Genomic DNA, 26,233 nt, shown 5'->3' with positions numbered 1-26,233 from the left:
TCCCGGCAGGCGCATCGTTGCCGTGTCCCGGTCGATCCGACCGAATCCATTGCGACACAAGGAGAAAACCATGAACACCGAGGTGCTCATCGTCGGCGCCGGACCGACCGGCCTGACGTTGGCCAATGAACTACTGGTGGCGGGAGTGTCGACCACGTTGGTCGACAAGCTGGCCCAGCGCAGCCCGGTGTCCAAGGCGGGCGGCGTGCAAACTCGCGCTCAGGAGGCCTTCGATCAGCGTGGTCTGTTGGAACCGTTGCTGGCCACCGGAAATCACCAGACCAGCACCGCGCATTTCGCCGGCATCCCGCTGCTGCTCACCCGCGGGCGGCATCGCCTGCCGTGGCGGACCATCCCGCAGGTGGTGATCGAGGGCTTCCTCGAACAGCACCTTGCCGCGCACGACATCCACGTTCGACGCGACCACGAGTTGATCGGCCTCACCCAGCACGACGACGGTGTCACCGCGACCTTCGCCAACGATGTCACCATCGAGGCGGGATACGTCGTCGCCGCCGACGGCGCGCACAGCACGGTGCGGTCCCTGCTCGGCGCCGAATTCCCTGGGCGAGTGGGGAAGTCGACCGCGATCGCCGCCGACGTCCGGCTCGACGGCGACGCCCCGATGCTGACCCGCACCTGGAGCGAGGACGGATATTCGGCGCAGGTGTTCGCGCTGGGCACCGACCCGGAAGGTAGGCCGCTGCACCGGCTGGCTCTCGGCGGGCCGGATCGGTCCCTGTCCCGGGATGTTCCCGTCACCGAGGACGAAATCCGCGTCGGCCTGCGCAGCGTGTTCGGCGAACGGGTGCGACTGCTCGAGCTGCGCTATGCCCGCCGCATCACCAACGTGTCCCGCCAGGCCGCCCAGTACCGGCACGGGCGGGTGTTCCTGGCCGGCGACGCCGCCCACGTCCACCTCCCGATCGGTGCGCAAGGCATGAACACCGGCATCGGGGACGCGGTCAACCTCGGCTGGAAACTCGGTGCCGCCGTGCACAATTGGGCTCTCGAGCGGCTGCTCGACACGTACCACACCGAACGGCATCCGGTCGCGGCCGCGGTGCTGCGCAATGTCGAGGCGCAGAGCCTGCTGATGGATTGGGACGGCAAGCACGACCCGGACGTGATCGCCGCCAAGGACTTGTTCGCGTCGCTGACCCAGCTGCCCGAGGTCCAGTTCCACCTAGACGACATGCTCTCCGGAATAGGCATCCGCTACGCCATGCCCGGCAGCGACGACCGGCCACTCGTCGGCCTCCCCGCTCCGGACCGGAATATCGGCCCGACCCGGCTGCACGAACTGCTGCGTTCCGGCCGCGGCATCCTGCTCGACCCGTCCGACAAACTCGCTGAAATCGCCGACCCCTGGTCGGATCGGGTAGACCGCACGGGCGTTGGCGCCGACACTGATCCGATGCTCGTCCGCCCCGACGGCTACGTGTGCTGGACCGCGGGCGGGGACCACAGCACTGACGGGTTGGCAGCCGCCCTGACCTCCTGGTTCGGTATACCTCATGGATGAACAGCTGAGCACGCTAACGCCCGACCTACGTCTCGGAGCCGTCGCGCCCAGCACCGGCGGGTCGGTCGCCGCCGAACTGGCTGAACTCGTCGCCGAACTCGTCGCCGAGTTGGTCTACCTATCCGTGCTCACCCTGCCAACCGAGCCGATGGCCGATCGCCCTCTCCCGCAAGAGGACTCGCGCATCCAGGCGGCCGCCGCGATGATGCGCGCCCGCCTCGCCGACCCGATCGGCCTGTCCGACATCGCCGCGGAAGTAAACCTGAGCGTCTTCCATCTCGTCCGAGTCTTCAAGAAGGCGACCGGAATGACGCCCTACCAATATCTGACCCATCTCCGAATCGAAGAGGCGAAACAGCTGCTGCGCCATACCGGCCTGACGATCGGCCAGGTGGCGCTGCGCTGCGGTTTCGCCAGCCCGGGCGCCCTATCCACCGCCTTCCTGCGGCACACCGGAACGCGTCCGTCGGTGTATCGCAGCTCATGACTGTCTGCCGAGAAATCCGCTCGATGCAAAGTTGGCAGTTTGCGTCCAAATCTCCTGGGTGCGGATATATTCGTTGAGCGCACGCAGCGGTGGTACAGCAGCCACAGTGGAGCCACCGTTCGGCTGCGCGGCGCAGGGCGAGAGGACATACCCATGAGCTCGGGTAATAGGGGTGGTCCGGCGGTTTCGTTCAACCGCCCATCTTCGGCGCGGGTGTATGGATGGATGCTCGGCGGGAAGGATATTTATCCGTCCGACCAAGACATCCTGCTCTACATGTTGGGCCGGTTTCCGGAATGCGTCGACATCGCGCGGCAGAACCGCCAATTCCTATACCGCGCGGTCCGTTATCTGGTGCAGGAAGCAGGCATCAGCCAGTTTCTCGACATGGGATGCGGGCTGCCGACCGCCAACAACGTTCATCAGGTGGCCCAGCGGTTCAATCCGGAGGCACGGGTCGCCTATGTCGATGCCGACCCCATCGTCTTGGCGCACGGCCGCGCACTGCTGGCGGACGCGCGGGCGAGCACCACTGTCGTGACAGCCGACATGCGACTACCCGAAGCGATTCTCGCCGATCCCGATGTCGAAGGCCTGATCGACTTCACCAAGCCGGTCGCGGTGCTGTATCTGTCGGTCGGCCATCACATCAAGGACAACGACAAAGTCGGCCAGGGCGCGCGACATGTGTTGCGGCACATCATCGATACCGTCGCGATACCGGGCAGCCACCTCGTCTTCTCCCAGGTTGTCAGCGACGACGCCGCGCTCGGAAAGTCGTTCGCCTCGAAGATCGACAACTCCGGCATACCGTGGCAGAGCCGGACACCCGCGGAGGTGGACGCACTGTTCGACGGTCTCGAACCGGTCGATCCCGGTCTGCGCAATCTCGTCGACTGGCGTCCCGACCCGGACCAGCCCCCGCTGGAAGCGGTGCCGGAGCCACTGCTCAAGTACGTCGGTGCCACCGAGCGGCGCACCAACGTCTACGAGTACGGCGGAATTCTGCGCAAGCCCTGAACTGCGTTCGTTATCCTGTTGTCTCGCTGTGGCTTTCGCTGGTCTCACGCAAGGCTGAGTTGTCGCCGCGCAGGCGGTCGTTGTCGGTGTGCAGGTTGGCGTTGGCGTCTTCGAGGTCGAGGATGCGGGCGATGCCTGCGAGGTTGACGCCGGTCGCGGCCAGGTTGGCGATGCGTTGCAGGCGGGCGATGTCGTCGCTGCTGTACCGGCGGGTGCCGCCGTCGCTGCGCGCGGGGGTGAGGAGGCCGTGGCGTTCGTAGAGTCGCAGTGTTTGCACGCCGATGCCGGCGAGGTCGGCGGCCACCGAGATTCCGTACACCGCTTGGCCAGGGTCGGGCAGGTGTGATCCGTGCTGGGTCTCCTGGGGCATCGCTCTCCTCATCTGTGGGGACTCGTCAGGTTTTCTATTCTAGGCACTTGCGCCGACTTGTCGATAGTGCTACAACAAATCTATTCTAGATGGCATAGGTTATCTGGCCCGACGATAGAGATGGGAACGCCGATGGACGCCTGGCCTGCGGAACTCAACGAAACGCGCGGCGAAAGCGCCGCGACGGTAGCGCGATGAGCGCCGAGTCTCGCGCGTTGCAGGTCAAGCTGGACTGGGTCGACTCGGTGGCGGTACTGACCGTCGGTGGTGAGGTCGACGCGGCGTCGGCGCCGGAGCTGCAATCGGGGATCGAGGATGCGCTTGGCCATGCGCCGGCGCTGCTCGTGGTCGACCTGTCGGGCGTGCGGTTCTTCGGTTCGGCCGGGCTCAGCGTGCTGCTGTTCGCGGTGGAGGCGGCCGGCGGACTGCGGGTGGTCGCGTCGGCGCAGGTGCGGCGTCCGATCGAGGTGACCGGGCTGGACGGGGTGATCGAGGTGTACGAGACTGTGCACGACGCGCTGAACTCGGAGGTCGCTTGAATCCTATTCCGGCACAGAGCTTTGCCGCTGTCGGTCAGCGCGCGCGGTGCACTCGCGTCTCGTCCCAGACGGGTGTGTCGCGTTCGTAAACGGCACCGTCGGAACCGAATACGAGGAAGCGGTCGAACTCGCGGGCGAACCAGCGGTCGTGCGTGACGGCGATGACGGTACCCGCGAACTCGGCGATGCCCTGTTCGAGCGCGTCGGCGGAGTGCAGGTCCAGGTTATCGGTCGGCTCGTCGAGCAACAGCATGGTGACTCCGGACAGTTCGAGCAGCAGGATCTGCAGCCTGGCCTGCTGGCCGCCGGAGAGCTCGTCGTAGCGCTGCTCGGCGGCGCGGGCGAGCTCGTATCGGTCCAGCACCCGGCTGGCGGCCTCGCGGCCCATCCCGTCACGGTGTTCGTTGCCGAGATGCAAAATCTCCAGCAGTGTTCGGCCCGACAGATCCGGCCGGGAATGGGTCTGCGCGAAATAGCCGGGGCGGACCCGGGCGCCGAGCGCGGCGGTGCCGGTGTGCGGAACCGGCGCGAGGTCGATGTCCTGGATGGGCCGGTGTTCGAGGTCGGGATCGGTGCCGCCCGCGGCGAGCAGCCGCAGGAAGTGTGATTTGCCGGATCCGTTGGCGCCCAACACCGCAACGCGATCGCCGTACCAGATCTCGGCGTCGAACGGCCGCATCAATCCGGTGAGTTCGAGTTGCGTGCACACCAGCGACCGCCGACCGGTCCGGCCGCCGCGCAACCGCACGGAGACGTTCTGCCGCAACGGAACCGACTCGGGCGGGCCCGCGGCCTCGAACTTGGCGATTCTGGTCTGCGCGGCGTGATAGCGGGCCGCGACACTGTCGTTGAACTTGGCCTTCTCCCGTAGGCGCAGGACGAGCGCACGCAACTTGGCGTGGTCCTCATCCCAGCGTCGGCGCAGCTCGGCCAGGCGCGAATTGCGGTCCTCGCGGGCCTGCTGATAACCGGCGAAACCGCCGCCGTGAATCCACGCGGTCGCGCCGTTGACGCCGGGTTCGAGGGTGACGATCCTGGTGGCGGCGTTCGCGATCAACTCGCGGTCGTGACTGACGAACAGCACCGACTTGTCCGATTCGGCGATCGTTCGTTCCAACCACTGCTTGCCCGGCACATCCAGATAGTTGTCCGGCTCGTCGAGTAGCAGCAACTCATCCGGTCCGGCGAACAACGCCTCCAGCACAACTCGCTTCTGCTCACCGCCGCTGAGCGTGCGCACGGCCCGCCATTTGGCCTGATCGAACGGCACGCCGAGCGCGGCCATCGTGACCCGATCCCAGAACGTCTCGGTCTCGTACCCGCCGACATCCACCCAATCCGTCAGCGCATGCGCGTACGCGAGCTGCGTCGCCTGCTCGTCCTGCTCGATCAGCGCGTTCTCGGCGTCGTCGAGCGCGGTCGCGGCCTTCCGGACCGCGTCGGGAGCAACCGCGACGAGCAGATCACGCACCGTCGACTCATCATCGACCTGACCCACGAACTGCCGCATCACCCCCAGACTCCCGGACCGGGTAACCGCCCCACCATCAGGAGTCAGATCACCGGCAACAAGCCCGAGCAACGTCGTCTTCCCGGTACCGTTCGGCCCGATCAGCGCCGCCTTGACCCCCTCACCGATCCGAAAGCCGACCCCGTCGAGCAGTTGTCGCCCATCGGGGAGAAAGTATTCGAGATCCGCGATATCTATGTGCGCCATGGGACCCCCAGCCAACCCCACCGACCCCACAACCTGCAACCCGGTTTAGATTCCGATGTCGAGGACGGTCAGGTAGCTGTTGATGTCGTCCTTCACCGCTGTGCGCAGGTCGTCGAATTCCGCTTGGACGGTCTGCTGCGTCGAGATCTGGCCGGACAGTGTCGACGAGTGCCGGAGTACGGATCTCGAAGGTGCGCGGTTGGGCTTCAGGGTTGGTCCGTTCGGTCCGTTGTCGAACAGTTGGTCGGCGACCATGTCGAAAACGGTTGCTGGGAGGGCATCGCTGTGGTCGAGCCAGTCGTTCAAGGGGGCGTCGATCGCGTGCTCGGTGGAGTCGGTGATTGTGTGTTGTATTGCGTTGGCGGCTCGGCCTGCTCGGTAGACGTCCGTTGCGGTGACGCTGCCGTCCGCTGTGCAGGCGGCGTACAGGTGGTCGAGATCTACTTCGAGCTTGACGGTGAATGATGCTGTGCCGGTGTCGAATTGCTCGGTGAGGGTGTTGGTCACCGTGAGTGGTGGTGTGGTCGCGTTGCGCAGGGTTCGGACGATCTCCTCGGTGGCTGCGGCGTCGCAGGAGACGAGGAAGGTGTTGTGGGCGTGGATTTCGATGCTGCCGGTCGCGCTGTATTGGGCGGTGAGGGTGATGTTGCGGGAGAGGGCTCGGGTGTGGGCGGCTGTGCAGGACACGGCGTTGCGGGTGATCGGTACCGGCACCAGTTCTGGGGTCGGTGCGGTGGGGCGGTAGTTGACCAGGTGCGCGATGCGGGCGGGTGGGTCGGGATGATCGTGGCGCACGATCTTGCCGAGGACCTCGGTGGGCACGGATTCGGGCAGGGCGAGGGTGGTGGCGAAAGTGCAGGTGCCGCCGAGGTATTCGACCGCCGGGGCGGCGGGGCGGGGCCGCTTGGCGAGGGCGGACATCGAGAAGTCCAGCTCGGGTCCGGCGTCGCGGTGGGCCAGGAAGACCGTCGCGGGCTGGAAGTAGTACCGGGTGGGCTGGTCGGCGGCGGCGAGTTCGGCGTTGCGTGCGTCGGGGTAGACGCGGAGGTCGAAATCGGTTGTGCCGAATGGGAATACGAGGGCATCCGGTCCGAAGATGGGCCCGGCGGGGTCTGGCATGGCGGCGTCTTTCGTCAAGTGAGCGTGTTGCCGGTGACGACGAAGATCGGTTCGTCGACGAAATCGTGAGCACGGCTCACTGTGCGTGGGCCCGCGGTGGTGGTGAGGGTGAACACGACGGTGCAGTCCAGGCCGGTGACGGCGGAGCCGAGCGGAATCATGACGTGGACGAAGTCGATCGGATGCCCCGAGCTCAAGCTGAGGGCCGGTATCGCGATCCGGGGATCGTCGTCGACCGAGATCTGAATGTCCATGCGGGTGATGCCGGTTGCGTCGAAGTTCAGTCCCGCGGCGTTGATGGTGAGCGGATGCTGCACCTGCTGGATCGTGGTTGTATTGAAGGTGACGTAGTTGCGCAGGGCCGACTTCGGTAGTGGCACAGGAACATTCAGAGTGCGGGAAACGACTGCGGCGGTCGCTTGCGAGGTGTGACTGGGCAGCGTGCTCGATTGTCCGGCGGGCAGCACCTGGTCGGACAAGCCGATGACGATCGGCTGGGCCGGACCGAGCATCGCGAATCGGTGCAGCACCAGATCGAGCGGTCCCCGGTTGGTGACCTGTACCGCCGGAGTGGGCGCCGCGACGACGACCGCGGTCAGGTCATCGGAGTCCGCCGTCTGGTGCAGATTGAGTGTCGCCTGTGTCCGCACCAGCCCGGGGAACGCGTCGTCGAGCCGGATGGCGAGCGCGCCGAACAGTGGTGCGGCCCCCGTGGTGGCGAGCTGCTGGAGGAACAGGTTGACAATGGTGGTCGCCGGAGTGGGCCGTTCGTCGGTGATGTCGACCCCGATCTGCACCGTGTGCGCCGCCACGCCGTCGGCGAAAACGGCTGTCGCGGCGGGGAATCCGTCCAGCGTCCCGGGATGGTGTGGATCGAGTCCGACCGGCAGGGTGAGCCGCAGCTGCCGACCCGCGGCCTCGGGAATACCGGGGAGGTCGGCGGCCAACTGCGCGAGATCGATCGGATCGGCCAGCGGCGCGAGCAGGAAGGTGAAGTGGAAGCGGCAGCCGGTGAGGGTGCCGGGGGAGTCGTCGACTATGGAATCGCACACTGCCGCCACGCCTTTGGCGCCTCGGACGATGCCGTAGGCCGCGGGCACCGCGACCACGGTCCCGCTGACCTGGCCGAAGTAGAGTCTGCGCAGCGTCGGGTAGCGGTCGGAGACGTTGCCGAGCGAGGTCAGTTCTCGGTATTCCGAACGGGCGCCGGCGAACTTGCTCAGATCGGAGCTGTCGATGATGGGCCGGGTCGTGCCGTCTGCGGTGATCGTGAACCGGCTCCGGTAAGAGTCGGTCGTGAAGGTCAGCCGGAGCGGGCTCGAGCGGTGGATGCGCACGTACACCGGCATGAATCGGTACCCGCCGAGGTGGTACGGGTTTGGCGGGGGCTCGCCGCCGCCGTGTTCGCCGTCGCCGAAGACCTGGAACTGGTAGCCGTGAAAGATCGGCCCGTGTATCGGGAACCCGACATCGGGGGCGGTGACCCGGGTCGTCTTGTATACGCTGTATTGGGCCGAGATCTCCAGCACCGCATTGCCGCTGCGGGTCAGGTGCACATAGGCGGCCTCGACCGCATCGCCTTTGAGGTCGAAGCTCATGGTGATGGTTCCGTCGTGCGAGCGGATCGGGCCGCTCGTCGCGGTGAGTGTTTGCGGGTTCCCGTCCGAGTCGGTCACGGGTAAGGACAGCGTGAACAGGTCCACCTCCAGGTCGGGGACCAATCGCGGAGGCAGGCCAGGGGTTCCGCGGTAGAGCGCGGCGATGTTGTCCGGCATGTCCGCCCGTACCGAGAACGTCAGTCGCGCACGGTTGAAGGGATCACCATGCGGATCGACACCGGACTGGACCGCGGCGAAGCTGAACGTCGGATCGTCGGTGGGCACCACGAACGCGGGCAGATACCAGCTCGGACCCGTGACACTGTCGAGCAGATCGGGAGTGCCGCTCTCCCAGCGCAAACACGGGATATCGAACCCGTTCTGTGGGTACGGCATCGGGTATTGCCAGTTGTCGTCGATGCCGGGGCCGAACCGGGCGAGTAGCCACGGCGTCGCCCCGGTCGCGATGAATTCGTCGAAGGCGTTGTCTATCTCGGGGCCGGAGTCTCGGGGGACGACAGGCGTGAGTATGAAGTCGGGCATCGTACGCTCCGTGGGATCCGTTGTGTCGCAGTCGATCAGGCGCTGGCGACAGCCCTGTTGACGTAGTCCCGGATGGTGGCGACCTTGTCGGGCGGTGCCGCGGGCAGCGGCGCGTCCAGCAGCGGCACATACTTGATACGCCCCAGCGGCAGTGGCACTTTCACCGGTGTCGCGGTGGAGTAGATGATGGTCTCGTCGAGGAAGTCCACACCGTCGACGACCACCTTCATGGTGTAGCTGAATTCGCTCTCGGCGTCGTACTTGTCGGTGAACACCTCCCACAGCGCGTCGGCCTGATTCCCCTGATGCACCGAGATCGGCGGGTAGGTATCCGCGCCGATCGTCGGCGTGATCGACACCGTGATGTTCGGCGGCAATTTCGCCGGGTGCGGGAAGAACCGAACGAAGATATAGCCGACCGCGGCGGCAGTGAGAATCTGGCTGTGGCTGGTGGTCAGCTCCTCGATTTCGGCGATCGCCGGATCGTGCGGTGCGATCGCGGTGGAGAGATTCACCCGCGGGTCGCGACCGTCGAAGATCAGCTTGCGGCGCACCTTGACCTGGTCCGTCGGCCAGCCGGGCACCGGATTGTCCAGGCGCAGAAAGGAAATGTTGACGTAGTCGGCCTCATTCGCGTCGGTCCAGATCGCGGGCGACACCGGCCCGCGCGGTGTGACCTGGCCCGGAATGTAGTGCTGGCCCTGGGCGAGCGTGCGCAGATTGGGATGACCGTCTTCGACCGGGCGGCTGTAATCGGGATAGCTGACCTCGATTTGCGCGGCCCGCAGCGGATCGCGCAGCTCCGATTGCGCGTTGAAATCGATCTGGCAGACGGACGCCACCTGAATCTTCTTGAAGAACTCGCCGATATCGATGATGAACAGATACTTGTTGAGGTCGGCGCGCACCGCGGGCAGCAGATCGTTGAGATCGCCGCTGACGGTCTGGCTCACCGCGATGGTCTCGTCCAGGATGAGCGTCTGGTTGAAATGGATGGATCGTCGCTCGTGCGTCGACTTCAGCGACACCGAGGTGCCGCCGAAGACCTGGCTGAACCAGCCGCGGTGCGCCGCCGCCTTGCTGTCGGTCTTGCTCGGATCCCAGTCGAAGATCTCCTGCTTGACCAGATCCATGGCCGTCTTCTTCATCATGTCGACGTTCTCGGTGACCCATTTCTTGGTCTGCTCGTCGAGAATCGCGCCGTTCTGGGTGATGTGAGTGGTCACGCCGCCCGAGGTGACGCAGGAGCTGTAGGCGTATTCCGCCTCGAGATCGGTGATCCCGAAGAACGAACCCGAGGACACCGCGGCCGAGAACGAGTCGTACACCTTGTCCACGTCGATATTCACCACGACCGTTACGCCGTTGATGTAGAACGCTTCCTGCAAGGTGTTGGCGACGGTGAACGGCGGCGAGGTGCCCGCTTTGAGCGCACTGGCGATCGCGCCAGCGGCGACCAGGTTGCAGCTGATCAGGAAGGTGGAAATGCCGTGCTGCTCGATGCTGCCCTTACCGCTGTACTGGGCCGTCATTTTCAGCAGATTGCCGACCGCGGCGGGGTCGGGCACCGAGCACACCACCGCGCTGTCGGTGATCGGGACGATACCGAGAACAGGGGACGGGTCGTTGGCCTGATAGTTGAAGTACTGCGCGAGCCGGGGCCCCGGCATGCCGTGCTCGTGCTGCTTCAGTTTCTGCAGCACGCCCTCGATCACGCTGTCCGGAATCGCGAAGGTGGTGGAGAAGGTGCAGAATCCGCCGCCGATCTCGGTCACCGCGTCGCGCAGTTCTTCCGGGGTGACGGTGGATTCCTCGTCGAGCAGACCTTTGAACAACGTCATCTGGAAGTCGTACTCGTCGGGCGTATCGTGCTTGCGCGCCAAGTAAACTCGCGATGGCTGGAAGTAGTATTGGGTCGGCTGCCCGGCCTGTCGTAGTTCGGGATTGTGTGCGTCGGGATAGACCTGTACGTCGTATCTTTTGCCGGTCTCGTCGTTTGCTGTCACAACGACGAAGTCCGGACCGAAGAGCGGTCCGACCCCGGAAACGAAGTCTGCCATGTCGAAATTCCTGCCGTGGTGTTGCTTTGGTCCCCGCTCGGCCCCGACGTCCGGTGCGAGATTATGGAGATAGCGTGATCCTGATCGGGTGGACTAGCGCGAGTAGTGACTACTCGCTTTTCGGGCGAAACGGGCACTGCCAGTCCGGGGCCACCGCGCGACCGGAATACTGACGAGCCTGCGATCCGGTCGCGACATCGAGCATCGGGTTCATCGAGCCCTGTAGCGCGATGTCACGGGACCTGATGCGGCGTTTGAACGGCTCGAGCAGGCCCTGTTCGCGCAGCCGCGCGAATTGCGTATGGGGATTGAATACCAGAGTGGGCCAAGGGAATTGGCGGGCCGTCCGGGACGCGAGCGGATGCAGGCCGACCACATAGTAGGCACGCCCGCCGATGCTGAACGAGAACCACGGGTCCGCCGGATCGGAGCTGGCCTCGGAATCCCAAGGGAAGGAGCGGATGTCGAAGTCGTGCAGATGCTGCAGGTGCCGCCACAGCAGGTCTTCGAAATGCGCTTCAGAGGTAATCGGTGGACCGGTGAACGCCGCGACGAACGAGGCGAACCCCTCCTCGGGCAGTTCGTGCGCGAATTCGCCCAGATCGCGACAGCTCACGCGGGCGCTGTCCGCCGCGCCCAGCTCGTCGTAGACCCGGATCCGGCATAGGTCGCGGCGGACCGAGGACCTGGCACCGACGCACGGAAAGCCTTCGCGCAGTATGGCTTCCCGGAACAGCGCCGGTACCGTCGGCCGTCGATCCGCCGTCATGACGTCGGTCGCGAGTCAGAACCGTCCGGCGGGCGCTGCCGCGGGGACGGTCAAGGTGCCGGTCAGTGCGACCGCCTGATACTGCGGTGCCGCATCCCCGCCCGCCTCCGGGTAGGCGAGCACCAGGGCGCCGGTCGCGGCCAATTCCACTGCCGCCGAATCTGGTTCGGGCGCGTCCGGCAGATAGACGGTGACCTGTGCGGTGTGCACGATCGGTCCACCGCGCCCGGCGCTGCGGTGCTCGATGGTGCCGGTGAGCACAGTGCCGGTGCCTGGTTCATGGTCGGCCGGGGTGCTTTGCAGCGAGTGGGTGCCGTTGAACGAAAAGGTTTCGCCGAGAACGATTTCCAGGTCGCCGGTGGCGGCCGAGTAACTGAGTTGGAGATCGGTGCCGGTCAGGGTGTACGTGGCTTTGGTGGTCATTTTGAATCCTTGGTTGAACTAAGGGGTGTTGCTTCACGAACGCTAGGTTCGCGGCGAGGCCGGCACACGCGTAGTCGGCTACTCGTCCGTGTCGTCAGGGCAGCGGGCCGTCGATGGCCCGGTCAACTGCGGCTTTGGCGTCGACGATGCCGTTGCCGTACACGGCGTTCGGCCACGTCCAGCTGGGGTCGGGGACGTTGTGACTGGCCGTTTGCTCGATGATCTGCTTCACCTGGCGCGGTGTGAGATTGATGTTGCAGGAGTAGAGCAGGCCCGCGATGCCGGACACGAAGGCGGCCGCGGGGGAGGTGCCGGTGACCTCCGCATATTGCGGCGAACCCCAGGTCGAGTACAGGTCGAGCGTCTTGATCTTCGAGCCCGGTGCGCTGACACTCATGTGATTGCCCGTGTTCGACCCGCTACCCGGACCGGCGAGCCACGGGTATCGGAGTTTGGTGACGGCGCCGACCGCGATGACGCCGTCGTAGGCGGCGGGATAGCGCAGGATGTTGGAATTGTCGTTGCCCATGGCGGCGACCACGGTCGTATTCGCTTGCAGCGCATAGTTGACCGCGTTCCTGAGGTGCTTGGTGTCGCCGATCAGGCTGACCAGGCTGACGTTGGCCACTTGCGAGTACTCGCCCGCCCACTGGATCGCCTTTGCCAGCTCGTCGGTATTGCAGCCGCTGCCGACGCCGCCGGACGGGGTGGTGGTGCGACAGACCACCCTGGCCGCGAAGAGACGGCAGCCCCAGGTCACCCCGGCGATGCCGATGCCGTTGTCGGTGGCGGCGCCGATGATGCCCGCCATGGATGTGCCGTGCCCGATCTCGTCCTGGGGGTCGTCATCCGGCGAGGTGAAGTCGCCGACCCGCTGCTGTCCGTAGCCGACGGACGGGTTCTCGCAGAAGTCCCAGCCCTTGCCGCGCGTCGACGTGCCGAGCCGGGGCGCGAGGTCGGGATGATTGTTGTCGCAGCCGGAGTCGATGATCGTGATTTTGACTGTGTCCAAACCCTTTTGGCGATCCCAGGCCAGTGGGGCGTTGATCATGTCCAAGCCCCACTGGTCGCCGTAGCTCGGGTCGTTGGGGATGGCCGTGAGGTCACAGAGGCCGGCGGGCTCGGCGTAGGCGATCTCGTCCAGCTCGATGAGCGTGTCGATGGTGGCGTCGATATCGGTGTCCTCGGACAGCCGGATCACATAGGTGGCGAGCATGGTGCTCAGCAGGTCGGGATCGACCTCGTAGGGCTCCACCTCGGCATAGAGCCGGGTGACCGACTCCACGGGCAGCGAGGCCAGGACGCCGTCGACGGTTTCGATCCCGAAACCGATATAGGCGCCCCCCTCGACGGTGTCCGTGATGACGTCTGAGACAAGAGCATTCGCATCCGCAGTAAGCTCTACGACCACCTTTCCCGGCGCGTATTCGTCTGACATTTCGATCCACCTATCTGGTCTTGCGATATCGAGAAGCGTGCGATCACGCCTCGGCAAGCCGAGTTCTCGTTCACGACCGTAGGTAGCTCAAAGAGCCGGAAATAGCGTAGGCAGGTACTCGTTTTCTCGCCGCAGTGTCAGGACGCCTTGAACAACTCGTCCTGGCGGTCGACGTAGGGCTGGAACAGGGCGGCGGGCCAATTCGGATCGATGTTCGAGACCCGGTCGATCACTTTCCATACACCGGCACGCCGTTCGAACCGATCCTGGTAGGTGCCGGTAGACACGACACCTTCGTTGCCCGCTTTCCAGTTGACACGCCAGCGCCAGGACACGATGGCGGTGTCGCCCGCGCCGCCGATCTCGAACCAGCCGACGTCGTGGAACCACTTTTCCAGCGGGAAGACGCTGTGCGCGTAGTCGTAGAGGCTTTTGAGTCCTTCGGGTCCGGTAAAGGTCTGTGACCGCAGGTCGTGCACCGTGAAGGTGGCCTCCGGCCAGTACAGGCTGATGTACTTGTCCGCCGACTCGCGGCTCGGATCGTTGTCGATGTAGCACTGGTGGCGTACCAGCTGTTCGAAGATCTCGAATCTGTCCAAGGCGGTGAGATCAGCGGGGGATGCGGAGTTGTTGCTCATGCGGGGAACGCTAGAGGTCCTCGCGCATCCGGGAATCGGTCATCGTATGGGTCGGTCGTCCGCGCGCATCGCCTAGGTCACCGACTCCGTGGCACGGTTCGACTGGTCGGCGGCGGCGCGGCGGATGTGGTCGGCGAGGGCCGCGAGCGCGGTCGATGAGGCTTTGGCCGTGGCGCCCCACGCCAAGAGGTGGTGGCGACGCGCCCAAGCGTCGGAGAGTTCGCACACGTCGACGGATTGGTCGGCGACGACCGCGTTGCGCGGCACGATGGCCAGGCCGACGCCTGCGGAGACGAGGGTGATCACGGTGGTCAGGTTCGCGACGCGGGTGCGATAGCGGGGGAGCGGGCCGCCGTGGGTGCCTGCGTTGCGCTCGATCCACTGTTGGAGCGAGGAGCTGGTGTCCAGGCCGACCAGCGGGTGCTCGGCGACCTCCCGGTAGGTGGAAGTGGTTCGCCCGGTGAGGATTCCGCCCGCCTGGCCGATGACCACCAGCGAGCCGTCGCACAGCGGCTCGACCTCCAGGCCGCAGTCGCCCGCCTCGTTGTCGATCAGGACGCCGAGATCGGCCGCGCCGTCGGTCAGCATCCGCACCATCTCGGGCGTACGGCGTTCGGCCACAACGACATCGATGCCGGGCTCCGCGCGCAGGAACGAGATCAAGGCTTGCGGGATGATCCGGTGCATCGCGCCGCCGCCGCCGAGCAACGTCACCGAGGCCTCGGGCGAACTCGTGTATCCGGCGAGCGCGCTGTCCAGTCGGGCCGTGTGCCGCAACACCTCTCGCGCGTGCCGGGCCAGGGTGGTGCCCGCTGGTGTCGCCCGCACGCCGCGCCGACCGCGGATCAGTAGGGGCAGGCCCGCCTGATTCTCCAGCGCGCGCACCCTGGCACTGGCCGACGGCAGGCTCAGATGCATCTGCTGCGCGCCTGCCGTGATGGACCCCTCGGTGACGATGGCGAGAAACAGTCGGAGGTCCACGAGGTCGTATTGCACCTCACGAGCCTATGTCGCTGCCTAAGGCTTGGTGCGTGGATTACGCATTGTGTGGACGCCGGCCGTTCGGCGACTCTTGTTTCTGGCGTGCTGTTTTCGAATCCCCAGCCGCAATGAACGCTGATATGGAGGTGCCGTGGTGACGCATCCTGCCGCAAACCGCGATCGACTGCTGCCGACCGAGCCCGCCGATGAATCTGCCGATTTCGCACGGCTACTGCGGGTCTTCGGCCGCCGAGCACTCTTCCTCGCGGCGCTCGCTCTCCTGATCGGCATGCACCTGTTGGCGTTGCTCCTCGCGCTGGCCGGTATCGGACTCCTCGTCGTACCCGTATCCGGCCCACCGGATCGCGCCCCGCACTGAGGTGCTCGCCGCTGCGGAGGCCGAACTGACGAAGGGCTAGTCGGCACGAACACGGCCGCCGGGTGGCATTGCCGCGACTCTTGTGTGACACTTTGTTCATATCTGGACACTTTGTTAAGGAGTCATCGGAATGGTTGCGGCGCTCTTGATGGTGGCGGCACGTCTCAGCGCGGGTGCGCAGTGAGCACTGCCGACGCGGTGTTCGCCGCGATGCGGCCCTTGGTCGATGGCATCGCGGCCACCTTCGGGCGCAGCTGCGAGGTGGTGTTGCACGACTACCGCGACCCGGAGCGGTCCGTGGCCGCCGTCGCCGGTTCGGTCACCGGCCGCGAAGTCGGCAGCGCCATGAGCGAAATCGGTTTGCGGGTGTTGGCTGCTGGGGCGGATGCGCGCAATGAAGTCGGCTACCTCACCCGCGCTCAGGACGGGCGCCTGCTGAAATGCACGACGCTGCCGCTGCACGCCGACGGGATGTTGATCGGCGCGTTGTGCATCAATATCGACGTCTCGGCCATCAATCGGGCCACCGGCGTGCTGTCGGATCTGCTCGGGCTGTCCATGGGCGCGGAGGCGCCCGTGCCAGCCACGGATTTCTCCGGGGATCTGAACCAAGTGCTCGACTCCCTGATCGAGCGAGCCGAGCGCGTCCACGCGGTGCCCGCATCGGCGCTGGGGCGCGAGCAACGGCTGGAACTCGTCTGTTCGCTGAACGATGCGGGCGTCTTCGCGCTGCGCGGTGCGCCCGCGCGGGTGGCCAAGCGCCTCGGCATCTCGCGAACCGGCCTTTACAACGACCTGGCCACGGTGAAGAAGGACAGCGAACTGCCATGACCGACAACGCCTTTCGGGCAACCCGCCCACCTGTCAACGTCCCGATACTGATCACCGAGTCCGTATCGGCGTCACTGATCGACGAGGAACTCGCGCTGCAAGCCGCGCGCGAGGCCTTCCTGGCGAGCACGACGGGAGCTGCGTTTCCCGTGGTGATCGGGCATCGCGCGCCGGCCAACCGGTTCACCCTGAAGTCCGGCTCGGCAGGCGACCTGGTTGGCGTCAAAATCGGTAGCTTCTGGCCCGACAACGACCAGATCGGGATACCGCGCCACAGCTCGACCATCGTGCTGCTCGACCCGGCGACCGGGCGCTTGGCCGCCGTCGTCGAGGCCGCGACCGCCAACTCCTATCGCACCGCTGCCGCAGACGCACTCGCCGTCGAGACGCTCGCCCGACCCGACGCGCACACCCTGACCGTGATCGGCACTGGCAACCAAGCGCTCTATGAAGTGCGTGCGGTCACCCGGGTTCGACCGATCCAGCAGGTCTTCGTGGTCGGCCGCCGCCCCGGCGTCGCGCGCGACTTCGCCCAAGACGTGACCGCATACACGGGCCTGCCCGCCGAACCTGCCGAGACGCGAACGGCAGTCACTGCCGCCGACATCGTCGTCACCGCAACCACTTCCCGCGAACCGCTGTTCGACGCCGCGTGGATCGCACCGGGCACCCACATTTCCGCGATGGGTGCCGACGGTCCCGGAAAACAGGAACTGCCGCCAGAGCTGTACGACCGGGCGCGCTTGTTCTGCGACCTGCCGGAGCAGTCTCGGACGATCGGCGAATTCCAGCACGCGAGAACAACACCCACTGCGCTGGGAGCCGTGCTCACCGCTGCCGCCGAGGGCCGACGAGCACCCGAGGACATCACGGTGTTCGACAGCTCCGGTTTCGCGCTGCAAGACCTCACCCTCGCGGCCGCACTGCTGCGGCGGTACACCTACGACACCCAGGAAAACTCGTGATCACGCTGACCGCTCCCGACACTCCCTTCGCCGTCGTGGACACCGCTCGACTCGACCGCAATATCCACCGGCTGCACGACCACCTGGAAACACTCGGCGTGCCACTGCGTCTCCATGTCAAGACCAGCAAGTCGACCGATATCGCCCGCCGCGTGCACAACGACGGACCCGGGCCGATCACCGTTTCCACCCTCGGTGAGGCCGAGTACTTCGCCGACGCAGGCTATTCCGACATCCTTTATGCCGTGGGCATCGACCCGCACAAACTGCCCCGCGTCGCCGCGCTCATCCGCCGCGGCGTCACTGTCACTGTCCTGCTGGACAGTTCAGCCCAAGCGCAGGCCGTGACCCAGTTCGCCCATGACCAGAGCATCCGGATTCCCACGCTGATCGAGATCGACTGCGACGGACACCGCGGCGGCATCACACCCAACGACCCCACCTTGGTCGAGATCGGCCGGATTCTCGCCGACAATCTCGCCGGGGTCCTCGGCCACGCGGGCGAGTCCTATTTCGCCTTCACCCCCAACGCTTTACATAAAGCCGCCGACAACGAGCGCGACGTGACGGTTGCCGCGGCGAATGCCCTTACCGGCGCAGGACTTTCCTGTCCGATTGTCAGCATCGGATCGACCCCGACCGCCCATCGTGCCACCGACCTCACCGGGATAACCGAGGTCCGAGCGGGTAACTACGTCTTCTTCGACCTCGTCATGGCAGGTCTCGGCGTCTGCACGCCCGACGATCTGGCCCTGTCGGTAGTCGTCACCGTCATCGGACATCAACCCGCCAAGGACTGGATCATCACCGACGGCGGCTGGATGGCCACCTCGCGCGACCGCGGCACCCAGAGCCAACCGGTCGACCAGGGCTACGGCCTCGTCACCGATCTCGCAGGCCGTGTCATCCCGGACCTGCTGATGACCGGAGCCAGCCAGGAACACGGCATCCTGTCCCGCCGCCCCGGCACCACCGGATCCACCCCCGACCTCCCCGTAGGCACTCGCCTGCGCATCCTCCCGAATCACGCCTGCGCCACCGCCGCCCAGCATCACCTCTATCACGTGGTCAACAGCTCGACGAGCCCAACCATCACCCCCACCATCGACGCAGTGTGGATTCGCCACAACGGTTGGTGAAAAGACGATTACGACGCCTATTCCCACGACGAACCGTAGACGGGCGGCACCGGAATCAACGTCGGCCCCGCCTGCGTCGTACTGCCGTAAGCACTTTCATTCTGTGTATGGCGGTGCAGGTGCACAGTGCAGTGAATTCTGCACCGTCAATGCAGTGGCTTGTGAAAGATGAGGAAGTCGCAAGGGGTGGCGAGTAGCGGGACCAGGTGTGGATAGTCCAGCTCCAGTTCACCTTTGCGCTCGAGGATGTAGCCGAGGCGCAGGTACCAGTTGCGCAGGGACTCCTTGACCGGATGCGTCCAACCGCGCGGTACCAGCAGCTCCAGCTGAACGGTCTCGGCGCCCTGTTCGGCGCACCAGTGCTCGGCGAAGTTCACCAGCGCCCGGCCGATTCCGGTGCCGCGCTGGTCGGGGGCGCACACCAGCATGCCGAATTCGCCGATGCCGTCGCCTAGTTGCTGCACTCGCACGGCGCCGGTGATCCGGTCGTCCGCACTGCGAGCGGCGACGATTTCGCCCGCCCTGATCAGCGATGCCAGCTCGGAAGGTGTTGTGCGATGGTAATCGTCGCGCCAGATGCCCGCTTCGGCCACCGTGTACACGCGGTTGATCAGTTCGGTCAGCTCCGCCACCAGCGCGGCATCCTCCGCCACTGACGCGGCGAGTGTCTCGATCGACACCATCGATCCCTCCTTCGACTCCAAGATCGACCATAACGCGTGCCGTCAGCGGTGCGGTCGCGCCGACCAGTGGTTCCGACGTAGTCAGATCCGCAGCCGCCGACACCGCGCGTTCCGCAGACAACTTGCCCGCGCGTTCAGTGGAGTTTCCGCCACGGTTACCTACGGTGCAGTTGTCCGTACAACCCGTGCGGTCATTGTCGTGTCATGACGGAGCAGCGGTACCGAGCGATCGCGGACGAGTTGGAATGCGAGATCGCGGGCCTACGTCCTGGCACTCGGCTCGACAGCGAGCACACCCTGATGGCGCGCTTCGGCGTCAGCCGCGCCGCCGCCCGCGCCGCGGTGCAGGAATTGGAGCGCCGACTGCGGGTACGCCGGGTGCGCGGGTCGGGCACGTTCGTCAGTGAACGAATCGACTACGTCATCTCCAGCGACCGGCGGCCGTCCTGGCATCGCACGGTGCTGGAGGCCGGTGCCGAGCCGCGCTCCGTTGTGCTCGAGTGGGCGCTCGCCCCGCTCCCGGCGGAGTGCGCGCAGCGGTTGGAGGTCGCCGACGGCACGGTCGCGCATCACATGCTCCGGCTGAGCTTCATCAACGACGTGGTCGCCGCGTGTGGGTCGGAATGGGTTGCCTACGAGGCTGTTCCGGATCTGGCTGCGGGCATGGGGGTCGAGGAGTCGCTCGACGAGGTGCTCCGGCAAATGGGTCACGTGCGGGCGGTCAGGTCCTGGTGCCGGGTCGCCTCCGACATTCCGACACCCGAGGTGCAACAGCGGTTGCAGCTGATCACGGCCGCACCGGTCTGGGTGGTCGAGTCGGTCAACCGCGACGCCGACACCGGTCGGCCTCTCACCTACAGCAAATCGTGGATGCGCGGTGACGCGGTGCGCGTCGTGATGGAGATCGGCTCCTCGGATCCCGCCAATTCTGCCAACGAAATGAAAGAGGTTGTACAGCAGTGAGTTTCCCCACCTACAGTCGCGAACGCGTCGCCGAGCTGCTCGCTGCGGCGCCGGAGCGCGACCTCGTCGAACTGGCCGATGCCTGTCTGGCCGACGGCGCCGAATTCGCGGTGCTCACCGCGCCCGAGGTCGGCTCGATCGCCGCGCAGGTGCGCGAGCCGATCGCACACGACCGCTTCTTCATCGGCGCCGTGCTGGCCTGCCGGGCCGAGGTGCTGCTCGGCGGAACCCGCGGCTGGGCCATGCGGATGGGCGACAACCGCAGGGCCACGCTCGCCGCCGCCGTCTGCGCGGCCGAGGTCGACGCCGCGCGGCCGCAGCGCGAGCGAGTGCTGCGACTGTGCGCCCGGGTCGAAGCCGACCGGCACCTGGCCGAGAGCGGCGAATGGGCCCAATTGGCCCCCACCATCGTGCAATTCGAGGAGCTGACCTAAATGAGTGTGACCGCCCTTGGTGCGGCACTGCGACCGGACCAGACGCAGCACGTCTTTCGCGCCGTGCTCGACGCGTTCGCCCGTCCGGGAATCGCAGTGACCTTGCCCCACACCGACTTTCCGCCCGCGCTGCTCCCGGTTCTTTCCCTTGCCGACCTCGAGACCGGCATCCATCTGCTGGACGACGAGGGCTGGGACAGTGTGGCCGCCGTGGCTACCGGCGCGCCCGCTGCCTCACTGCAGACCGCGAAATACGTGACTGCGCTGCGCCCACTCACCGCGGCCGAGCTCGGCGATGTCTGTGTCGGCACCGCACTCAGCCCGGAATCAGGGGCGACGGTGATCTGCGCGGTGGCCGCGCTGAGCGGCGGGACCGGCGTCCGACTGACCGGTCCCGGCGTGCGTGCGCCGATCGAATTCGCGCCGGCGGGAATGGATTCCGGGCTGTGGGCAGTGCGCGAACGGCTCGTCGCCGGGTTTCCCGCCGGAATCGACCTGCTGCTGATCGATGCCGAAGGCGGACTGGTCGGGATTCCGCGTACCACCGTCGTCGACACCGGAAAGGTGAACTGAGATGGGATATTCGGGAGCACGCGGCGGTCTGGACGCCATACTCGCCGCCGAGTCCTTGGTGCACGGTGCCCGAAACCACGACCCCGCACCATGGTTGACCACGGAGCAGATCACCGGGCGGATGCGCCTGGCCGTTGATCGGGTGATGGGCGAAGGCGGACTGTACGACGAGGACACCGCCGCGGACGCACTGCGCCAGGCGGAGGGCGACGTCATCGAGGCCACCCATCTGGTGCGCGCACACCAGTCGACCCTGCCCCGGCTGGCCGTGAGTGAACCGATCGACCCCGACGAGATGCTGGTGCTGCGGCGGATCGTGCCTGCGCACCGCACCCCGGATGGTCCGCAATTGCTCGGCCGCACCAGCGATTACACCGGACGCATGCTCGACCGCGACGCACAACCGGCCCCGGTCGTCGTCGAATCGGACCCACCGGCGGTCACCGAACGCGCTGACGGACAACGGCATCCGCGCCGATTCTCCGACATGCTGCGCGAAATGGACCTGCTGGTCGACAACCGCCCGGCCGCCACGGACGCACCGGACCCGGAACCCTTCGACATCACCAGACATCCGGCCCGCCCGCCCGCACCCCGCTCGGCGATCCTGGCCAGCATGGCGCGCGCGGAAACCGGTTCGCTGATCAGCACCTGGTACCGCTCCATCCGCGGACCCGAGGGCAACCTGCACGAGGTCACCCTCGGTGAGGTCCGGCACGGCAGGCTGCCGCTGCGGGTCGCCCACCCGCACACCGGAAATCCCGTGCTACTCGGCCATATTCGCGCCTCCGAGTGCGAGGCCATCGAGGATCTGGACGGACCGGAGGAGGACCGCAGCCGTTTCGACGTCGGCTACGGACTCTGCTTCGGGCACAACGAACGCAAAGCCATCGCGATGGCGAACCTCGATATCGCGTGGCGCCGTTTCGGCGATGTCGACGGACTCGAGCAGGTGCTGCTGCTGACCACGGACGGCCTGGATTCCTGCGGTTTCCTCGAACACCTCAAGCTGCCGCACTACGTCACGTTCCGCTCGATGATCGACCGCAAGCGCGCGGTGCGCGACATCGACGGTGACCCGAGTGACCGGGCCGCGGACGCCATCGGAAGGACCTGTTGATGACCAGTACCGACATCCGAACATCCACCATCTCAGGGGTTTTCGCCGAATTGGATGCCGCGGCGATCCGGCCCGGCATCCTCGACGAGGGCTCCAAGCGGGAGATCCGCCGCGCCACCTTGGCCGCGGTCTGCATCCCCGGCTACCAGGTGCCGTTCGGCTCCAGGGAGATGCCGGTGGCCCGCGGCTGGGGCTCCGGCGGTCTACAGGTCACCCTGGGCCTGCTCGGCCCTGCCGACACCGTCAAGGTCATCGACCAGGGTGACGACGACGGCGTCAACGCGACCAATCTGCGCAGGCTGATCGTGGCCAGCGAACACTGCTCGCAAACCCAGGACACCCGCGAGTGCACCGTGGTGCAGACCAGGCACCGGATTCCGGAGGAGCCGCTGGTCGAGGGGCAGACGCTGGTATTGCAGGTCCCGGTGGCCGAACCGCTCCGCGGCGTGGAGACTTCGGTGCGCGAGTGCGCCAGAATGCACGCCGAGGCCGACTATTCGATGATCTGGGTGAGCCTATACGAGGACCTGGTCCGCAACGGCGTGATCACCAAGACGACGGGCTACCCGGTACTCGTCAACGGTCGCTACGTCATGATCACCACGCCGATCCCGCGCTGGGATGTGCCGCGCCTCAACGACTCTCCGCATCTGTCGCTGTTCGGGGCCGGTCGGGAGAAGCGGATCTTCGCGGTGCCGCCCTTCACCTCGGTCCAGCCGTTGACATTCGACGATGTGCCCTTCGAGGTGGAGGGCGACGCCGAACAGCGCTGTGCCCGATGCGGTTCGACGGACACCTTCCTGGTCGAGGCGCCGGGCGGACGCCAGTCCTGCAGTGACATCGAATGGTGCACAAGAACTCTCGACAAAGACGTCGACGCCACGGCGCACACCGCGCATGCGCCGCTTCGCTTCCTGCCCGACCCGGCGCGCCGAGTCCGCGCCGCCGCCAACGTGGTTCGCCGCGACGCGGTACAACTCGCCGTCCGCCCGGTCCCCGCGACCCCCGAGGGCTGGACCCTGGCGGCCCGCGGTGTCGGCAAGGTGCACGGACCCGGGGGAGCGGCGGCGGTACCCGGCACCGGTCCCGAGACCGGCACCGCGATCAGCCCGCGCACCGGTGCCGTCGTCGCGGCCTGGGACGTCAGCTTCGACGTGGCACCGGGCGAGGCCCTCGGCCTGATCGGCGAGTCCGGCTCCGGCAAGTCGACCGTGCTGCGCTGCCTGGTCGGCGAGGAAACCGCAACGGCGGGAACGATGTTCCTCACCACGGTCGGTGACGGCCGCACCGACGTCTTCGGACTCGACGCGGCCGCACGCCGCGCACTGCGCATCGACACGCTCGGCCTGGTCCACCAGAACCCGGCCGACGGCCTGACGATGCGCGTCTCCGCGGGCGGCAATATCGCCGAACGGCTCACCGCCGCCGGGTGGCGCAATTACCACGAGATCCGCGACCGCGCCGCCTACCTGCTCGAGCAGGTGGAGGTGCCGCTCGATCGGATGGACGACGCCGTGCACACGTTCTCCGGTGGCATGCGCCAGCGGGTGCAGATCGCCAAGGCCCTGGCCACCGATCCGCGGGTGCTGCTGCTGGACGAGCCGACCACCGGCCTCGATGCCTCCGTCGCCGCCGGCGTGCTCGATCTGCTGCGCAAGCTGCTCGCCGAACGCGACACCGCGGCCGTGGTGGTCAGCCACGACTTCGCCGTCATCGAGGCCCTCACCGATCGCTGCCTGGTGATGAACGTCGGCCGGGTGGTCGAATCCGGCCTCACCGATCAGCTGTTCCAAGACCCGCACCACCCCTACACTCAGCGCCTCGTCGCGTCCGCGCGCAGGTGATCCGACCGTGACAACGGAGGTGACCATGAACGATCAATTTCCATCCGGCCCAGTGCTTTCCGTCCGTGGACTGCACAAGACGTTCACCCTGCACACCATCGACGGCCGCACCGTGATCTCGTTGCGCGGCGTCGACCTCGACGTCGGCGCGGGCGAGCACGTCGCGCTGGCCGGGCCGAGCGGCGCGGGCAAATCGAGCCTGCTGCGCTGCGTGCACCGCAGCTACCTGCCGGACGCGGGCACCGTCACCCTCGGCACCGACACCGGGCCGGTGGAGCTGACCACGCTCGGTGACCGCGAGATGGCCCGGCTGCGCGGTCGGGAACTCGGCTATGTCTCCCAATTCCTTTCGGCACCACCACGCACCGGACCGCTGGAAGTTGTTGCGGCAGCGGGCCGTCGACGCGGCCTCGATCGGGCCGACGCACGGGCCGCGGCGGTCGAGTCACTGCGCAGGCTGGCCCTCGACGAGGCGCTGTGGGATGTTGACTGTGGCGTGCTGTCCGGTGGCGAGCGGCAACGGGTGAACATCGCCGCGGGTACCGTGCATCCGCCCCGGCTGTTGCTGCTCGACGAACCCGTCTCAGCCCTCGATCCGAGCAATCGGGAACGCGCCCTGGAACTCATCGCCTCGCTGTCCGCGCGTGGTGTGGCCGTCCTGGCGGTCTTCCACGATCTAGCCGCGATCAGGCAGCTGGCCTCGCGGGTGATCCGCTTCAGCGATGGCCGGATCGCCCAGCAGGGCACCCCCACCGAGGTTTTGGGAGCAGCAGCATGACGAACACTCTGGAACAACCCCGCGCCTGGTCACTGCCGCAGGCGCCACGCGACTACGTGCTCGGGCACGTGCGAGCCGTGCTGGCCGATCGGGTCCTCGACGACGCGCGAATCGTGGTTCGCGACGGCCGAATTGTCGAGGTGGGTCCGGTGCGACGCGGCAGCATGGTCGACGTCGACGGCGGCGGGCTCATCTGTACCCCCGGCCTGGTCGACGTGCACTCCGACGGACTGGAACGCGAGCGGATGCCGCGGCCGGGTGCGGAACTGCCGTGGCCGTTTTCGATGATGTCGTTCGAGGGTAAGTTGCGGGCCGCCGGTGTCACGACGGTCTTCCATGGCGCGTCGTTCTCCGATCAGGAGTCGGCCAAGGATCGGCGCAGCGTGGACGCCGCCCTGCAGATGTGTGCGGCGATCGCGGATTGGAGCGAGAACGGCAGCAGACTCGTTGACCACCGGGTGCTGTATCGGCTCGACGTGCGCTCGGCGGCCGGTCTTGCCGCGCTGCAGGCTCATTTCGAGCAGCAGGTCGCCGCGGGCCGGATCGGACGCGACGTACAAGCGATCATTTCGCACGAGGACCACACCCCCGGGATCGGGCAGTACGCCGACCGGACGTTCTACGAGAAGTACATGGTCGGCATGCGCGGGATGACCGCAGACCAGGCGCGGGCCGCCGTAGACGAGCTCATCCGGGACAGGCAGGGCAACATCGCCGTCCGCGAGGAGTCGATGAACTGGCTTGCCGGACAGTCGGCGACGGGCCGGGTGCGGATCTTCGGCCACGATCCGGAATCCGCGGTCGAGATCGCGGACCTGGCCCGGCGCGGCGGCAATGTCGCCGAATTCCCGACCACCGAGGAGGCGGCGCGCGAGGCGCGGGCCCGCGGGATGTCGGTGGTGATGGGTGGGCCGAACATTCTGCGCGGCGGTTCGCATTCGGGCAACGTGTCCGCGGCGTCGTTGGCCGGGCTCGGCCTGGTGACGGCGCTGGCGTCGGACTACCTGCCCTCGTCGCTGCTCGGGGCCGCGTTCACCCTCGCGGACACCGCGACGATGCCGCTGCCGGACGCGGTCGCGTTGATCACCAGCGGCCCGGCCGCCGCGGTCGGGCTGTCCGATCGGGGCGAGTTGGCCGAGGGGCAGCGCGCGGATCTGGTCCTGATCAGCCTCGAACATCGCTGTCCGGTCGTGCGATCGGTGCTGCGGGCGCACTGAAGCAGTCGGGTGGTCCGCGTCATCGTGAACAACTCACGCCATCAGCCGCTGGTCGTTTCGCAGCGATTCACTGACGGTTG

26 protein-coding genes are annotated in these 26,233 nt (G+C 66.6%); 15 read left to right on the top strand and 11 right to left on the bottom strand.

The genetic code is table 11. The features are described 5' to 3' along the window. Positions 1 to 70: 70 nt before the first annotated feature. The 3 genes from ACIBK2_RS22655 (at position 71) to ACIBK2_RS22645 (ending at position 3,032) form a co-directional block, all read left to right on the top strand. On the top strand, positions 71 to 1,525 hold the full coding sequence (locus ACIBK2_RS22655; RefSeq protein ID WP_396969530.1) for an FAD-dependent monooxygenase: 1,455 nt from the start codon (positions 71 to 73) through the stop codon (positions 1,523 to 1,525). Continuing rightward, positions 1,518 to 2,012, top strand: a complete 495-nt coding sequence (locus ACIBK2_RS22650) for a helix-turn-helix transcriptional regulator (protein ID WP_396969529.1) — start codon at positions 1,518 to 1,520, stop codon at positions 2,010 to 2,012. Before ACIBK2_RS22655 ends, ACIBK2_RS22650 begins: the two co-directional genes overlap by 8 nt. 153 nt (positions 2,013 to 2,165) lie before the next feature. Next, positions 2,166 to 3,032 (top strand): SAM-dependent methyltransferase, encoded by an 867-nt coding sequence (locus tag ACIBK2_RS22645; protein WP_396969528.1) that lies wholly within the window; start codon positions 2,166 to 2,168, stop codon positions 3,030 to 3,032. Between the two features lie 10 nt (positions 3,033 to 3,042). On the opposite strand, the gene ACIBK2_RS22640 is transcribed toward ACIBK2_RS22645, so the two are convergent. Beyond that, positions 3,043 to 3,402 carry a helix-turn-helix transcriptional regulator gene (locus ACIBK2_RS22640; RefSeq protein WP_396969527.1) on the bottom strand — a complete coding sequence of 120 codons (360 nt, stop codon included), beginning with the start codon at positions 3,400 to 3,402 and terminating at the stop codon, positions 3,043 to 3,045. A gap of 194 nt (positions 3,403 to 3,596) precedes the next feature. On the opposite strand from ACIBK2_RS22640, the gene ACIBK2_RS22635 reads away from it, so the two are divergent. Beyond that, positions 3,597 to 3,941 (top strand): STAS domain-containing protein, encoded by a 345-nt coding sequence (locus ACIBK2_RS22635; protein WP_396969526.1) that lies wholly within the window; start codon positions 3,597 to 3,599, stop codon positions 3,939 to 3,941. A 34-nt stretch (positions 3,942 to 3,975) separates the two neighbouring features. On the opposite strand, the gene ACIBK2_RS22630 is transcribed toward ACIBK2_RS22635, so the two are convergent. From ACIBK2_RS22630 to ACIBK2_RS22590, 9 genes are all read right to left on the bottom strand, one after another. Next, positions 3,976 to 5,658, bottom strand: a complete 1,683-nt coding sequence (locus ACIBK2_RS22630) for an ABC-F family ATP-binding cassette domain-containing protein (RefSeq protein WP_396969525.1) — start codon at positions 5,656 to 5,658, stop codon at positions 3,976 to 3,978. 45 nt (positions 5,659 to 5,703) lie between these two features. Then, the gene (locus ACIBK2_RS22625) at positions 5,704 to 6,777 is read right to left on the bottom strand and encodes a hypothetical protein (RefSeq protein WP_396969524.1); all 1,074 of its coding nucleotides are present in this window, start codon (positions 6,775 to 6,777) and stop codon (positions 5,704 to 5,706) included. A 14-nt stretch (positions 6,778 to 6,791) separates the two neighbouring features. Next, the gene (locus ACIBK2_RS22620) at positions 6,792 to 8,918 is read right to left on the bottom strand and encodes a hypothetical protein (protein ID WP_396969523.1); all 2,127 of its coding nucleotides are present in this window, start codon (positions 8,916 to 8,918) and stop codon (positions 6,792 to 6,794) included. Positions 8,919 to 8,953: 35 nt separating this feature from the next. Continuing rightward, positions 8,954 to 10,978: a hypothetical protein gene (locus ACIBK2_RS22615; RefSeq protein ID WP_396969522.1), complete on the bottom strand. Its 2,025-nt coding sequence runs from the start codon at positions 10,976 to 10,978 to the stop codon at positions 8,954 to 8,956. Between the two features lie 109 nt (positions 10,979 to 11,087). Next, complete coding sequence (gntA, locus tag ACIBK2_RS22610) at positions 11,088 to 11,747, bottom strand: guanitoxin biosynthesis heme-dependent pre-guanitoxin N-hydroxylase GntA (RefSeq protein WP_396969521.1); 660 nt, start codon at positions 11,745 to 11,747, stop codon at positions 11,088 to 11,090. A 15-nt stretch (positions 11,748 to 11,762) separates the two neighbouring features. Continuing rightward, positions 11,763 to 12,170 carry a hypothetical protein gene (locus ACIBK2_RS22605; protein ID WP_396969520.1) on the bottom strand — a complete coding sequence of 136 codons (408 nt, stop codon included), beginning with the start codon at positions 12,168 to 12,170 and terminating at the stop codon, positions 11,763 to 11,765. A 94-nt stretch (positions 12,171 to 12,264) separates the two neighbouring features. Then, positions 12,265 to 13,608, bottom strand: a complete 1,344-nt coding sequence (locus ACIBK2_RS22600) for a S8 family serine peptidase (RefSeq protein WP_396969519.1) — start codon at positions 13,606 to 13,608, stop codon at positions 12,265 to 12,267. 137 nt (positions 13,609 to 13,745) lie between these two features. Next, complete coding sequence (locus tag ACIBK2_RS22595; protein WP_396969518.1) at positions 13,746 to 14,246, bottom strand: nuclear transport factor 2 family protein; 501 nt, start codon at positions 14,244 to 14,246, stop codon at positions 13,746 to 13,748. A 72-nt stretch (positions 14,247 to 14,318) separates the two neighbouring features. After that, positions 14,319 to 15,242, bottom strand: a complete 924-nt coding sequence (locus tag ACIBK2_RS22590) for a LysR family transcriptional regulator (RefSeq protein WP_396969517.1) — start codon at positions 15,240 to 15,242, stop codon at positions 14,319 to 14,321. Positions 15,243 to 15,378: 136 nt separating this feature from the next. Here ACIBK2_RS22590 and ACIBK2_RS22585 point away from each other — a divergent pair, with 136 nt between their 5' ends. From ACIBK2_RS22585 to ACIBK2_RS22570, 4 genes are all read left to right on the top strand, one after another. After that, the gene (locus ACIBK2_RS22585) at positions 15,379 to 15,606 is read left to right on the top strand and encodes a hypothetical protein (RefSeq protein WP_396969516.1); all 228 of its coding nucleotides are present in this window, start codon (positions 15,379 to 15,381) and stop codon (positions 15,604 to 15,606) included. Positions 15,607 to 15,786: 180 nt separating this feature from the next. Beyond that, on the top strand, positions 15,787 to 16,437 hold the full coding sequence (locus ACIBK2_RS22580; protein WP_396969515.1) for a transcriptional regulator: 651 nt from the start codon (positions 15,787 to 15,789) through the stop codon (positions 16,435 to 16,437). Further along, positions 16,434 to 17,402, top strand: a complete 969-nt coding sequence (locus tag ACIBK2_RS22575) for an ornithine cyclodeaminase family protein (RefSeq protein WP_396969514.1) — start codon at positions 16,434 to 16,436, stop codon at positions 17,400 to 17,402. The genes ACIBK2_RS22580 and ACIBK2_RS22575 overlap by 4 nt, the downstream gene beginning before the upstream one ends. Then, a complete protein-coding gene (locus ACIBK2_RS22570; RefSeq protein WP_396969513.1) occupies positions 17,399 to 18,541 on the top strand; it encodes a DSD1 family PLP-dependent enzyme in 1,143 nt (380 codons plus the stop codon). Before ACIBK2_RS22575 ends, ACIBK2_RS22570 begins: the two co-directional genes overlap by 4 nt. A gap of 146 nt (positions 18,542 to 18,687) precedes the next feature. Here the strand turns inward: ACIBK2_RS22570 and ACIBK2_RS22565 are convergent, their stop codons facing one another. Beyond that, a complete protein-coding gene (locus tag ACIBK2_RS22565) occupies positions 18,688 to 19,224 on the bottom strand; it encodes a GNAT family N-acetyltransferase (protein ID WP_396969512.1) in 537 nt (178 codons plus the stop codon). Positions 19,225 to 19,428: 204 nt separating this feature from the next. Between ACIBK2_RS22565 and ACIBK2_RS22560 the strand changes: the two genes are divergently transcribed. The 7 genes from ACIBK2_RS22560 to ACIBK2_RS22530 are packed head-to-tail and all read left to right on the top strand — an operon-like array spanning position 19,429 to position 26,153. Beyond that, positions 19,429 to 20,187 carry a GntR family transcriptional regulator gene (locus ACIBK2_RS22560; protein ID WP_396969511.1) on the top strand — a complete coding sequence of 253 codons (759 nt, stop codon included), beginning with the start codon at positions 19,429 to 19,431 and terminating at the stop codon, positions 20,185 to 20,187. Then, entirely contained in the window at positions 20,184 to 20,621 is a 438-nt protein-coding gene (locus ACIBK2_RS22555) for a phosphonate C-P lyase system protein PhnG (RefSeq protein WP_396969510.1), read from the top strand. The genes ACIBK2_RS22560 and ACIBK2_RS22555 overlap by 4 nt, the downstream gene beginning before the upstream one ends. Then, positions 20,622 to 21,194, top strand: a complete 573-nt coding sequence (gene phnH, locus ACIBK2_RS22550; RefSeq protein ID WP_396969509.1) for a phosphonate C-P lyase system protein PhnH — start codon at positions 20,622 to 20,624, stop codon at positions 21,192 to 21,194. Between the two features lies 1 nt (position 21,195). Then, a complete protein-coding gene (locus tag ACIBK2_RS22545) occupies positions 21,196 to 22,314 on the top strand; it encodes a carbon-phosphorus lyase complex subunit PhnI (RefSeq protein WP_396969508.1) in 1,119 nt (372 codons plus the stop codon). After that, complete coding sequence (locus tag ACIBK2_RS22540; protein WP_396969507.1) at positions 22,314 to 24,158, top strand: alpha-D-ribose 1-methylphosphonate 5-phosphate C-P-lyase PhnJ; 1,845 nt, start codon at positions 22,314 to 22,316, stop codon at positions 24,156 to 24,158. The genes ACIBK2_RS22545 and ACIBK2_RS22540 overlap by 1 nt, the downstream gene beginning before the upstream one ends. A gap of 25 nt (positions 24,159 to 24,183) precedes the next feature. Further along, positions 24,184 to 24,936 (top strand): ATP-binding cassette domain-containing protein, encoded by a 753-nt coding sequence (locus tag ACIBK2_RS22535; RefSeq protein WP_396969506.1) that lies wholly within the window; start codon positions 24,184 to 24,186, stop codon positions 24,934 to 24,936. Beyond that, entirely contained in the window at positions 24,933 to 26,153 is a 1,221-nt protein-coding gene (locus ACIBK2_RS22530) for an alpha-D-ribose 1-methylphosphonate 5-triphosphate diphosphatase (RefSeq protein WP_396969505.1), read from the top strand. Before ACIBK2_RS22535 ends, ACIBK2_RS22530 begins: the two co-directional genes overlap by 4 nt. Positions 26,154 to 26,233 lie beyond the last annotated feature (80 nt).

The sequence above is a fragment of the Nocardia sp. NPDC050175 genome (genome assembly GCF_044459885.1).
Lineage (GTDB): Bacteria > Actinomycetota > Actinomycetes > Mycobacteriales > Mycobacteriaceae > Nocardia.
This window is presented reverse-complemented; position numbering and strand designations above follow the sequence as displayed.